This is a genomic window from Streptomyces sp. JH14, from assembly GCF_029428675.1.
Lineage (GTDB): Bacteria > Actinomycetota > Actinomycetes > Streptomycetales > Streptomycetaceae > Streptomyces.
Genome location: NZ_JAJNEL010000001.1, coordinates 3,861,849 through 3,873,883, shown reverse-complemented (window position 1 = coordinate 3,873,883; position 12,035 = coordinate 3,861,849). Strand labels below are relative to the sequence as shown.

At 70.8% G+C, this 12,035-nt stretch carries 12 protein-coding genes and 1 pseudogene; 1 reads left to right on the top strand and 12 read right to left on the bottom strand.

Annotated features, from left to right (window positions below; genetic code table 11):
- Positions 1 to 76: 76 nt before the first annotated feature.
- Complete coding sequence (locus tag LRD69_RS17470) at positions 77 to 490, bottom strand: DUF3151 domain-containing protein (RefSeq protein WP_030929332.1); 414 nt, start codon at positions 488 to 490, stop codon at positions 77 to 79.
- 57 nt (positions 491 to 547) lie between these two features.
- Positions 548 to 2,065, bottom strand: a complete 1,518-nt coding sequence (locus LRD69_RS17465; RefSeq protein ID WP_277327503.1) for an MFS transporter — start codon at positions 2,063 to 2,065, stop codon at positions 548 to 550.
- Positions 2,066 to 2,194: 129 nt separating this feature from the next.
- Between LRD69_RS17465 and LRD69_RS17460 the strand changes: the two genes are divergently transcribed.
- Positions 2,195 to 2,809, top strand: a complete 615-nt coding sequence (locus tag LRD69_RS17460; RefSeq protein ID WP_277327502.1) for a hypothetical protein — start codon at positions 2,195 to 2,197, stop codon at positions 2,807 to 2,809.
- A 52-nt stretch (positions 2,810 to 2,861) separates the two neighbouring features.
- On the opposite strand, the gene LRD69_RS17455 is transcribed toward LRD69_RS17460, so the two are convergent.
- From LRD69_RS17455 to LRD69_RS17410, 10 genes and pseudogenes are all read right to left on the bottom strand, one after another.
- Positions 2,862 to 4,052, bottom strand: a complete 1,191-nt coding sequence (locus LRD69_RS17455) for a MalY/PatB family protein (protein WP_277327501.1) — start codon at positions 4,050 to 4,052, stop codon at positions 2,862 to 2,864.
- A gap of 64 nt (positions 4,053 to 4,116) precedes the next feature.
- Positions 4,117 to 5,139, bottom strand: a complete 1,023-nt coding sequence (gene fbaA / locus LRD69_RS17450; RefSeq protein WP_277327500.1) for a class II fructose-bisphosphate aldolase — start codon at positions 5,137 to 5,139, stop codon at positions 4,117 to 4,119.
- Between the two features lie 224 nt (positions 5,140 to 5,363).
- Positions 5,364 to 5,903 (bottom strand): orotate phosphoribosyltransferase, encoded by a 540-nt coding sequence (gene pyrE / locus LRD69_RS17445; protein WP_277327499.1) that lies wholly within the window; start codon positions 5,901 to 5,903, stop codon positions 5,364 to 5,366.
- 36 nt (positions 5,904 to 5,939) lie between these two features.
- Positions 5,940 to 6,737 (bottom strand): aldose 1-epimerase, encoded by a 798-nt coding sequence (locus LRD69_RS17440; RefSeq protein ID WP_277327498.1) that lies wholly within the window; start codon positions 6,735 to 6,737, stop codon positions 5,940 to 5,942.
- Positions 6,738 to 6,759: 22 nt separating this feature from the next.
- A complete protein-coding gene (locus tag LRD69_RS17435) occupies positions 6,760 to 7,626 on the bottom strand; it encodes an SRPBCC domain-containing protein (protein WP_277327497.1) in 867 nt (288 codons plus the stop codon).
- A 97-nt stretch (positions 7,627 to 7,723) separates the two neighbouring features.
- The gene (locus LRD69_RS17430) at positions 7,724 to 9,337 is read right to left on the bottom strand and encodes a polyamine aminopropyltransferase (RefSeq protein WP_277327496.1); all 1,614 of its coding nucleotides are present in this window, start codon (positions 9,335 to 9,337) and stop codon (positions 7,724 to 7,726) included.
- Between the two features lie 102 nt (positions 9,338 to 9,439).
- Positions 9,440 to 9,961 carry a DUF2617 family protein gene (locus LRD69_RS17425; RefSeq protein ID WP_277327495.1) on the bottom strand — a complete coding sequence of 174 codons (522 nt, stop codon included), beginning with the start codon at positions 9,959 to 9,961 and terminating at the stop codon, positions 9,440 to 9,442.
- A 294-nt stretch (positions 9,962 to 10,255) separates the two neighbouring features.
- Positions 10,256 to 10,552: a hypothetical protein gene (locus LRD69_RS17420; protein ID WP_277327494.1), complete on the bottom strand. Its 297-nt coding sequence runs from the start codon at positions 10,550 to 10,552 to the stop codon at positions 10,256 to 10,258.
- Between the two features lie 193 nt (positions 10,553 to 10,745).
- Positions 10,746 to 10,991: pseudogene (locus tag LRD69_RS17415) on the bottom strand (tyrosine-type recombinase/integrase); the annotation flags it as partial.
- A 98-nt stretch (positions 10,992 to 11,089) separates the two neighbouring features.
- Positions 11,090 to 11,647 (bottom strand): 2'-5' RNA ligase family protein, encoded by a 558-nt coding sequence (locus tag LRD69_RS17410; protein ID WP_277327493.1) that lies wholly within the window; start codon positions 11,645 to 11,647, stop codon positions 11,090 to 11,092.
- Between the last annotated feature and the right edge of the window lie 388 nt (positions 11,648 to 12,035).

Sequence of the window (12,035 nt, the reverse complement as noted above, 5' to 3'; positions counted from 1 at the left end):
AGCGGACGCCGGGCGAACGCGCAGGCCCCGCGGACGGCGGTACGTCCGCGGGGCCAGGAGCGCGTTCCCGGAGGTCTCAGCCCAGGATCTCGGCGGCGGTCGGCGACGAGTCGCGGAGGAACGTGGAGCAGCGCTCGTACTCCTCCTGCTCGCCGATCGACTGCGCGGCGCGCGCCAGGGCGTGCAGGGCGCGCAGGAAGCCGCGGTTCGGCTCGTGCTCGAACGGTACGGGTCCGTGGCCCTTCCAGCCGGCCCTGCGCAGCGCGTCGAGGCCGCGGTGGTAGCCGGTGCGGGCGTAGGCGTACGACTCGACGACGCGGCCGCCCTCGAACGCCTCGTCGGCGAGCTGCGCCCAGGCCAGCGAAGAGGTCGGGTACTTCGCGGCGACATCGGCGGGGGCCGTGCCGTTCGCGAGGAGCTCGCGCGGCTCGGGGTCGTCGGGCAGGTGGGTCGGGGGAGGTCCCCCGAGCAGGTTCTCGTGGATGGACATGGGTTCAAGTGTGCCTGGCACATGCGCGCCGGGGGTAGCCGGGCGGCCTCGGACCGGTCAGGTCCGGCCGGGTTCCCCGTTCTCGTCCCGGACGGGCTCCAGCGGAGGCGCCGCGACGTTGCAGTGCACGGCGCATTCGGGACGCGCCTTGCCCTTCCCGACCACGGGCGGTGTCCGTACGGTCGCCCAGGCGATCGCCGAGCCCAGCACCATCAGGCCGGCACAGATCGGCATGGCCCGCTTGAAGGCCGCTGCGAACTCACCGGGGTCGCGGTACGCCTCCGGGCCCATCCCGGCCAGCAGCGGCAGCGCGGCGACGGCGATCAGCCCGGCCGCCCGGGCGGCGGCGTTGTTGATCCCGCTGGCCAGCCCGGCCCTGGCGGTGTCGACGGAGGCGAGGACGGTCGCGGTGAGCGGCGCCACCAGGGTGACCAGGCCGAGGCCGAGCACGGCGACGGCGGGCAGCACATGCTGCAGATACCCGGAGACGGAGGCGTCACCGGGCCCGATCCGCAGCATGAGCAGCATCCCGGCGGCGGCGAGCAGCGGTCCGACGGTGAGCGGGATACGGGGTCCGATGCGCTGCGCCAGCTCGCCCGACGAGGCGGAGAACAGCAGCATCAGCACCGTGGTCGGAAGGAGGGCGGTCCCGGCGCCGAGGGCGGAGTACCCGGCCACGACCTGGAGCAGGATGGCGGAGAGGAAGAAATAGCCGCCGAGCGCCGCGTACACACAGAGCGTGACGATATTGACGGTGGTGAACTGCCGGGACTCGAACACCGACGGCGGCAGCATGGGGTGCGCCCGCCGCCGCTCAAGCTGCACGAACGCCACCGCGAGCAGGACCCCGCCCACGGCCGCCCCGATCACCGCGGCGGACGCTCCCCGGCCGGGAGCCTCGATCAGCGCATACGTCACCAGGGCAAGAGCCAGTGCGCCGAGCACGGCCCCCAGAACATCGAAGCGCCCGCGAGCTTGCGGGTCCCGCGACTCGGGTACGTGACGCAGCGCGACCGGCGCGCAGACGGCGGCCACCGGCACATTGATCAGAAACACCCACCGCCACCCGGGGCCGTCGACGAGCCACCCCCCGACGAACGGCCCGACGGCGGCTCCCACCCCGCCGAACCCCGACCACAGCCCGACCGCGCGCGCCCGGTCGTCCGGATGAAAACTTGCCTGGATCAACGCCAGCGACCCGGGGGTCAGGAGTGCCCCACCCACTCCCTGGAGGGCGCGGGCACCGATCAGCACGGCGGCATTCGGCGCAATCCCGCACAGCAACGAGGCACTGGCGAACCAGATCACCCCCACGACGAAGACCCTTCGCCGCCCGTACCGGTCCCCGAGCGCACCTCCGAGAAGGATCAGCCCGGCGAGCGTCAGCATGTAGGCGTTGACGGTCCACTGAAGGGCGGCCAGGTCGGTGCCGAGGTCCTTGCCGATGCGGGGCAGGGCGACGTTGATGACGGTGGAGTCGAGCATGGCCATGCTGGACCCGAGGACGGTGGTCAGGATGACCCAGCGCCCGGGTGCGGAGGCAGCACGGATCTCACCGGCCGGTGTCTCACCCATGCGAGCAGCATCGCCGCTGCGGGGCACTCCGGCCAGTCCAGGTCCGGCCGACCCGCTCGCCGCCCGCCCCGCAGCGCGTGAGCGCTGAGTAATGTGTGCGGAAATGTCCCGGTTCCGGAGATGGATTCCATGGATGACGACGAGACCCGCTCCGCGGACGCGGGCGCAGGCACGGCCTCCGGCCCCCACCGCAGCCGCAGCGCCGCCATCGGCCAGGTGGTACCGAGGACCGCCGTGATCGCCGGCGGCGGAGCGCTGGCCATCTGGGAGCCCGCCTTCACGCTCGGCGCCTACAACGTCGTCTTCTACTACCAACTGCTCACCCTCTGGGCCGTGTCGACCGCCGTGATGCTGACCGCCCTGCTGCTGCGTCAACGCGGGCCGCGGCGCAGCTGGATGTACTGGGCCTGTCTGGCCCTGCCCAGCGTGTGGCTCGTCATCGCCGCCGTCGTGCCCCGCCACAACGGCTGGCCGGACAAGACGCTCTTCCTTGCGGGCGGCATCCTCAGCATCGTCGGCACCCCGCTGCTGGTCTGGGTGCTCCTGCACCTCCTGCTCTTCGGGGAGTCGGAACTCTCCGAACGCGAGCGGAGAACGGTCATCGGCGTCGTCGTGGTCGTCGGCGCGCTCGCCTACGGGCTCGGCCAGTTGAACCACGTCTTTCTCACCTGCGGGGACTTCGACATCAGCGGAAACAGCGTCCCGTCCGGATGCCGGCCGGGACACGCCTCCCCGCTCGGCTGACGCACGGCCCGGCGAACGCGCCGCCCCTCGCCACCGGGCCGGCAGCCGTCCGCTACCTCACGGCCTCCAGCGCCCGCACCAGCGCCTCCACGCCCGCCTCGACCTTGCTCCGCGGGCACCCCACATTCAGCCGCAGGAACCCCTCCGCCCCGTACACCGCACCCGGCATGATGGCGACCTTCTCGCGCTCGATCAGCACCCGCTGCAGCGCCTCGTCGTCCACACCCAGCGGCCGCAGGTCGATCCATGCCAGGTAGCCGGCCTGAGGGGGCTGCCAGGACAGTTCGGGGAAGGCCCCGTTCAGGCGTTCCGCAAGCAGGTTCAGATTCCCGGCCACGTACTCCCGTACCGCGTCCAGCCACGGCGCGCCCTCCCGGTACGCGGCTATGTGGGCCGTCAGCGACAGCACGGCCGGGGAGGCCAGGCCCTCGGCCGTCTCCATGCGGCGCAGGAACTCCGTCCGGTCCGCCGGGTCGCCGATGATGCCGTATGAGCCGGTCAGCGCCGGGAAGTTGAAGGCCTTCGACGCGGACGAGATCACCGCCCAGCGGGTGTCGCCTGCCACCCGCGTCCAGGGCACGTGCCGGTGGCCGTCGTGCACGAAGTCCGCGTGGATCTCGTCGCTGATCACCGCGACCCCGTGGCGCGCGGCCAGAGCGGCCATGCCGGCCAGCTCGGGCTCCGTCCACACCAGGCCCGTCGGGTTGTGCGGCGAGCACAGCACCAGCACCTTCGCGTCGGGGCGGGCCAGTTCCCGTTCCAGCGCCTCGGTGTCCCCCAGCGGCACGCCCCGCAGCTCACGGCCGAGTCCGGTGATCGCCTTGCGGAAGCCGTCGTACACAGGGGTGTGCACGACCACGCCCTCGCCCTCGGCCGTCCACATCTGGAGGAGCTGCGAGAACTGGCTGAGCACGGACGGGCCGTAGACCAGCCGCCCGGTGTCCAGCTCCGTGCCGTAGCGCGTCCTGTACCAGTGCGCGATCGCCGACCGGAAGTCGTCGTGCTGCCAGCTGGTGTAGCCCAGTACGCCGTGGTCGAGGCGGGTCCGCAGGGCGGTCAGGACCTCGGGGGCCGTCTCGAAGTCCATGTCGGAGATGGTGAACGGGAGCAGCCCGTCGACCCCGAACCGGTCGGCGACCCCGTCCCACTGGACACACCAGGTGCCCCTGCGGTCGATGACGGTGTCGAAGTCATAGCGTGCGTTCGCCTGCACAGTCGGCTCCTCGTACTCGTTCACGGACATGCCATGGGCCCGGCACCCCTCGAGGAGTGCCGGGCCCACGTCCGGCTCTGTTGCGTACCTACTGCTACTTCAGCTTCGTGCCGGTGGACCGCAGGTTGGCGCAGGCCTCCGTGACACGCTTGGCCATGCCCGCCTCGGCGGACTTGCCCCAGCTGCGCGGGTCGTAGACCTTCTTGTTGCCGACCTCGCCGTCGACCTTCAGCACGCCGTCGTAGTTGCGGAACATGTGGTCCACGATCGGGCGGGTGAAGGCGTACTGGGTGTCGGTGTCGAGGTTCATCTTCACGACGCCGTTCTCCAGCGCGGTGGCGATCTCCTGCTCGGTGGAGCCGGAGCCGCCGTGGAAGACGAAGTCGAACGGCGACGCCTTGCCGTACTTGGCGGCGACGCCCTCCTGGAGGTCCTTCAGCAGCTCGGGACGGAGCACGACGTTGCCCGGCTTGTAGACGCCGTGCACGTTGCCGAAGGAGGCGGCCAGCAGGTAGCGGCCCTTCTCGCCCAGGCCGAGCGCCTCGGCGGTGCGCAGCGCGTCGTCGACGGTCGTGTACAGCTCGTCGTTGATCTCGTGCGTGACGCCGTCCTCCTCGCCACCGGTCGGAGTGATCTCGACCTCAAGGATGATCTTGGCGGCGGCGGCCTTGGCCAGCAGCTCCTGCCCGATGGCCAGGTTGTCGGCGAGGGTCTCGGCCGAACCGTCCCACATGTGCGACTGGAACAGCGGGTTCAGACCCTTGGCGACGCGCTCGGCGGAGATGTCGAGCAGCGGACGTACGTAACCGTCCAGCTTGTCCTTGGGGCAGTGGTCGGTGTGCAGCGCGACCGTGATGTCGTACTTGGCGGCGACGATGTGCGCGAACTCGGCGAGGGCAACGGCGCCCGTGACCATGTCCTTGTTGTACTGGCCGCCCAGGAACTCCGCCCCACCGGTGGAGATCTGGACGATGCCGTCGCTCTCCGCCTCCGCGAAGCCGCGCAGTGCAGCGTGCAGGGTCTGGGTCGACGTCACATTGATGGCCGGGTAGGCGAACTTGCCTGCCTTCGCCCGGTCGAGCATCTCGGCGTAGACCTCGGGGGTTGCGATGGGCATCTGTCCGCTCCTTGGGATGTGCGGTGTGCGTTGCTGGTTCCCTGACCTGGGGGCGACGTCATCGTCGCCCCCATCTTCCCAGACTCTCGCTCCGGCTCCACCCGGTGTACTCCCCCAATGCGCGGGCCGGTCCGCGCAGGACATACGACAAGGGCGGACTGTTTCACGTGAAACCGTCCGCCCTTGAAGAACAGCGCAGGTCAGACCCGTGACCCGGCCGATGATCAGGCCAGGTCGAGGTCCGCCACCGTGTAGGCGTGGACGTACGGGAGGCCTGCCTCGGCGATGGCCGGAGCGGCGCCCCGCTCCACGATCGTGGCGACGGCGACGACCTCGCCACCGGCCTCGCGGACCGCCTCGACGGCCGTCAGGGGCGAACCACCGGTCGTCGAGGTGTCCTCGACGACCAGGCAGCGGCGGCCCTTCACGTCCGCGCCCTCGATACGGCGCTGCATGCCGTGCGCCTTCTGCGCCTTGCGGACGACGAACGCGTCCAGGGTTCGTCCGCGCGCGGCGGAAGCGTGCAGCATCGACGTGGCCACCGGGTCGGCGCCCAGCGTCAGCCCGCCCACGCAGTCGTAGTCCAGCTCGGCGGTCGCATCGAGCATGACCTGACCGACCAGCGGAGCGGCCGTGCCGTCCAGGGTGATGCGGCGCAGGTCGATGTACCAGTCGGCTTCCAGCCCCGAGGAGAGGGTCACCTTGCCGTGCACCACGGCCTTGTCCTTGATCTGCTGGAGCAGCTCAGCGTGTACGTCAGTCATGGCAACGAGCTTAGGGGGTGTACGCCCCGCCCCTGCTCAGAGCCTGCGCCAGCTCCAGGTCGTCGTGATCTCCAGCGGGTCGATCGGCGTCACGTACCGCGGCGCGGTGTTCAGTCCGTTCGGCGGGCCCGACTGCGGCTCCACGCAGACCGCCTCGGCCTGCTCGTCGTAGACGACGACCCACTCGTCCCGGCTCTTCACCTTCAGCTCCAGCTGCTCCGGCCAGGTGAGCGTCACATCGACCCCGTCCGGCATTCCGAAGCAGTCGTCCCACGGGCCGGGCATAGCCGGGATCCGGCGGCCGGTCGGCAGATGGTTCTCGCCCCGCTCCTCCTGCCAGGCGGCATCGAAGGCGATCTCCACGTCGCCGCCGGTTCCCAGGTTCCGCAGGAACCACGGGTGCCATCCGGCCTGCGCCGGGAACGAGTCCCCGTACGTCTCGATGCCGAACGCGAGCGTCAGCGCACCCTCGGTCAGTTCGAAGGTCTGGGTCACCCGGCCCGGATACGGCCACGGCTCGACGAGGTCGTAGTAGAACGCCGCATCCGTCTCGCCGGCCCTGGCGGTGCGCCATGCCGTATTGCGGCCGGTGCCGTGGATGGCGTGCGGCGGGGAGTCCAGAGGCAGCTGATGCGGCACATCGCCGTTGCGGAACAGGCCGTTCTCGGTCCGTCCGCACCACGGCACCATCGGGAAGCAGCCGTACCGCTCCCCTTGCCGCAGCAGCTCGATGCCATCGATCCGAAGGCTGCTGATCCGGCAGCCGTTGGCGGGGTTCACGGTCAACTCGGCGTCGCCGACGGACAGCCGGACGTTCTTCTCACTACTGCTCACATGACGACACTACTGGCCGCCCCTACCTCCGGCGCCGCAGCGCCCGGCTCACCACCACCGCGGAGGCGAGGGCGAGGGCGGCCGCGGGGGCCACCCAGCGCAGGGTGGCGCCCCTGGTGGTCGAGTCGGGCGACGGCACGGGGGCGTACCGCCCACGCGGCGGCGCGTGGTCGACCTCCTCGGCACTGCGCCCGATCATGGTCCGCCGGGCGTGCGCGGCCTCGGCGGGCGGTCCGCCGGGAACGGTGAACTCCATGTCAGCGACCGGGTCGAGCGACGGCGGGGGGACGGGAGCGTCGAAGACCGAACCGGTGCCGGGGGGTGTGCCGGAGTCGTCGTCACCGGTGGGCTCGGCCACGGGTGCCGCACCCGTCTCGTCCGCCTGTTCCGCGGCTTCCTCGATCGCCTGCTCCACGGCAACCTCGGTGGCCTCGTCCACGGCCGCTTCGTGCGTCGCCAGTGATTCCGTCACCAGTTGCTGCGCAAAGCGGTCCAGCAGCCGGTGGGCCGCCGCCAGCATCGCCTCGGGTTCCAGCTCCACGATGCGGCCCTCGCCGCCCGCCGTTCCGCTGAACCCGATCGTCGTACCCCCGTCCGTCTCCGTCAGGCGGATCGTCAGGGCGAGCTTCGCCGAGCCGCTGCCGCGCGCCTCCACGCCGTCGCCCTCGACGGAGATCCCCGCCCCGTCCGGCAGCGGGGCCGGTGTCAGCGTGCCGCGGTACGTGATGGTGTGGCCGCCGATCCGGACCTTGAGCCGGCCGGACAGGGGCCCCGCGGACGCGTCGGCGTCCCGTTGGAGGCCCGGCACACAGCGCGCTACCCGGGCGGAATCGCCCAGAGTCCGCTGAAGGGACGGGACCGGAACCGGAACGAACACCTCATGCTCCATGGAAACCGAGCCTACTCAGGCCCGGCCGCTCCGTCAGCGCTTCCGCGCCGGGAAGCGGCACGACGTGCATGCCGTGCCCAGGACCTTCCCCGTGCCCTCACGGCTCCTCCCAGTAGCGCGGATGCACCAGCGTGGACGGCGCCTGCCCGGGCAGCCGCCCGCGCTCCGCATCCCGGGCCGCGGCCGCCAGTACCTCTTCCGTGAGGGAGCGCAGCTCCGGTGCCCGTGCGGACAGGCCGAGCGCCGGGGCTCGCGGCCCCGGTCGCGCGAGGACGAAGCCCCAGCCGTCCGGGACCCTCGCGCGGTCGTTCGCCCCGTCCCTCGCGTGGTCCGGTCCCGGCCCGAAACCGGTGGGGCGCCCGCCGACGCAGTACGGGCGGGTGCTCAGGCCCGCCGCCCGCATGGAGGCCTCGACCGTCCAGAACGTACGCGGCCGGGTGCCCGGCGGACCCCCGTGCACCACCAGGCGGCCCCCCGGAGCGAGGGCCTCGGCGATCAGCCCGTAGAACTCCGCGGAGTACAGCTTCGTGCTCGCGGTGCTGCCGGGATCGGGCAGGTCGGAGATCACCACGTCGAAGCCGCCGTGCCCCGACCGCAGCCAGGCGAACGCGTCCGCCGTCACGGCCGTCAGCCGGGGGTCGCGGTAGGCGTGCGCGTTCAGCGCGGAGAGCGCCGGGTCCGTACGGGCCAGTCGGGTGACACCGGGGTCGATCTCGACGACCGTGACGCTCCGTACGTCCGGGTAGCGCAGCACCTCGCGGGCGGCCAGGCCGTCGCCGCCGCCCAGGATCAGCACCCGTGCGTGGCGCCCGTACATCGCGGGGTGCACCAGCGCCTCGTGGTACCGGTACTCGTCATGGGCGCTGACCCGCAGCCGCCCGTCCAGATAGAGGTCGAGCGAGCCACGGCCCGCCCCGGTGAGGACGACCTCCTGCACCTCGGTCCGCAGGGCGACCCGCACGCCGTCCCCGTACACCGCCCGCCGCGCCGCCCGTTCGAAGTCGTCGGCCAGGACCGTGGCGGTGGCCAGCAGGGCGATCACCGACACGTTGACGAGGATCAGCAGCCACCGCGAGCGCGGGGTGAGGTCCCTGCGGAAGACCCACAGGACCAACGCCCCGCCCGCCGCCGCATTGCCCATGCCGGTGAGCAGCGCCCCGGTGAGCTGGCCGAGGAACGGCAGCAGCAGGAACGGGAACGCCAGTCCGCCGACCAGCGCCCCCACGTAGTCGGCGGCGAACAGATCGGCGACCGTCCCGCCCGCGTCCTGCCGGTCGACGCGCTGGATCAGTGTCATCAGCAGCGGGATCTCCGCCCCGATGAGAATGCCTATCGCGAGCGAGAACCCGACCAGCGCGCACCGGGACTCGCCGATCCAGGCGAACGACGCGTACAGCACGAGCGCGGAGGAACCGCCGATCAGCGCGAGCCCTGCCTCGATCAGCCCGAATCCCACCGCGGCACGACGGCGCAGACGCTTCGCGACCAGCGAGCCGATACCCATCGCGAAGACCATCACGGACAGCACGACGGAGGCCTGGGTGACCGAATCACCGATCAAGTAGGAGGCGAGCGCGACCATTTCGAGCTCGTACACGAGGCCACAGGCGGCACAGACGAAAACGGCGGCCAGCACGAGGAACCGACCGGTCCGCGGTCGCACGGGGATCCGCGCCGTGCCCCCTCGCAGCGACACCTGCTGGTCGATCATGGTGCGAACGCTACGTCACGAATACATCGCCGCTTGTCACCCACAAGGGTGTAAGTGCTGCGTACACAAGGGAGTTGGGGTGCGTCAGGGAGTTGGGGCGCGTCAGTGAGCCACTGCCGGCATCCGCACCCCCACCCGGGTACGGGTCACCACCAGCTGTCCCTCCTGCGGGTACGCATGCCAGGTGCGCCACCGCACCTGGTCCTCCGTCCGCTGCGCGAGCATGGCGGTGAACGCGTGCGGGCTGCCGGGGAACGTCCCGGCGAGACCCTGCGGATGGTCGGTCACCAACGCGAGGAGCTCCTGCGCGCGCCCCGCGAAGGAGCCCTCGGAGAGCGTCTCGACGCGTGCCGCGAATGCGTAGTCCCATTCCCCGAGCCGTTTGGCGACTCCGAGCGGCAGCGGAGTGCTGCTGCCGGGCATGCAGGCGACCGTCTCGGAACAGCTGCCGCCGCCCTCTTCAAGAAGTACCTGATGGGAGGCGCCGAGCAGACGCAGTTGCAGGTGGGCATCGCCGAGCCGGAGGTCGAGCACGGCCAGGGCGGGGAGCGGTTCGCGCCCCAGCGCCCAGGCCAGGTCGGCAGCGCGGGTGTCGGAATAGGCCGTCTGGAGGGTCGTGAGCATGGGTCGGCTCCGCAAAACACACATGGACGCATGGACAAGGGACGCCCCGGGCCATACACGTGGGAGGTGGGGGCGCCCGATCAGGTCCAACTGGGGTCCGAGGGCTGAATGTTCTCTCCAACGAGGGAATCACGAAGTGCGCCGGTCCGCCGCGGTTTTACCCAACTTGACGTAGTTTCCATCCCCCCGGGGGCCCTACGGTTCACCTGTTCAACGGCGACGCGCTGCACGGCCCAACAAAAAGGTGCCCGGCGGGAGTTCACCCGCCGGGCACCGCGGACCAGCTGCCCCGTGTCAGCTGCCTCCGCCGCATCCGCCCCCGCCGCCGCACGACGAACCGCCGCCGCAGGAGGAGCCGCCACCGCACGAGTGGCCACCGGAGTGACCGCCGGAGTGACCGCTGCTTCCGCAGAACGAGCCGCTGTCGCCGCCCCCGCCCGCCCACCAGCTGCCGCCGGCGGCCGCACCGCTGCCCGCGCCGCGGCGCCCGGCCCGCCGGGAAGCCGGCCTGCTGCCGTTCGCCGTCCGCACCAGCACGACGACGAAGGCGACCACCATGACCGCGACCACTACCCCGAAGAGAACCCCCACCGACCTCACGTCCTTCCGTCCCCCGAAGCGGACCCCCCGCTCCCTGTTCCTGCCGCCTGCCGCCGATCCCGGCGTAAGTGGGGGATGCCCCGGGGCCCGCGGAGCCAAAGCAGACTTGAGCAACTTCAGAGGGTTCTATCGGGCAAACGGCCCCTGACCTGCACATAAGCGCAGGTCAGGGGCCGCCCGGGGCTCACTGGGCCGTCTGTGGGCCGTGATCTTCCCCGAAGATGCGCTGAAACACCGAGTCGATGGCGCGGCGGGCGCGCTCGCGGCTGTGCATCAGGTGGGAGTACGCCCGCAGCGTCAGTCCCGGATCGGCATGCCGCATGTACTCGCTGACGGCCTTGATGTTCTCGCCCGCGTCCAGCAACGCGGAAGCGTAGAAGTGTCGCAGGGCGTGCATGCCGTGCTCGCGGGCTGACTCGTACTTGCCGTTCTCATCCACCGCTTCGGGGGGCAGCGCGTTTCCGGGTGGCTCGCACAGCGTCACACGGCACCTGCTGACCGCGGCTTCGTGGACCACACAGCGTCGTTCTAACCGGCATCGACACGTGGCGTACGCAGGGCGAAGTCCGCCCGTTCACGCCACACGATGCCGTCGAAGACCAACAACTGGACCGAACTGACGTGCGTCGCGATCGGCAGTCGACTCGACAGGCCGGCCTCAACGGCGTCCAACACACTCGGCTCCTGGCCATGCGCCACCGTCAGATGTGGAATGACCTCGGCAAACTGGCCGCCATACGGCGGCGCCTCCGGCCACCGGTCAGCGACGGCCACGGTGAGCGCCCGGAACTGATCGTCCGCCTCCGGGGCGAGGTAAAGCACCCCGGGGAAGCGACCGCACTCCCGGAAACAAAGATCAAAACCACTGTGGGACCCGAAGAGTTTACCCAGGACACCCAAGACGTGATCACCAACGCGGTCCTGGCTCAGAAACGGATAGAGCACCGACACATGCGCCGGGACCCCGGCCCCCACCGACGCGTCGAACCGCTCACGCCAGCTGCCCACGACCGGTTCGGCCTCGGGCACCTTAACGATCAGTGCTGTCTCACCCGCCCGATACTGGCCCACGCTGTCTGCCGCCATGGCGACATGATGCCAGCCAGTCGACCCCCGCCAGCGAGATCACGACCTCCATGAACTTCTGCGGAGCTGCACTACTGGCTTCGGCCGGTTTCCGGGACGAGGGCCGTGCAGATGATGTAGCCCTTCGGGTCGCGCCAGGGCGTGTGGCTGTCGTGGAACCAGCGTGCGGCTCGGTCTGCGAGTTCCTGGACGAGACTTGCGTGTTCCGCAGCTTCGGGTGCCACGCCGCAGAAGGACAGCAGCGCGCCGGCGAACGCGGCCAAGGGCTCCGGCCGCTCGACGATTGGACCGTTAGAGAGCTTCCAATGGTCGTGGTCAGCCGATGACACCTCCTACCGGGACCTGCTGATCGACTACGCGGGCGGCCCGGGCTGCCCCACAGACTCAG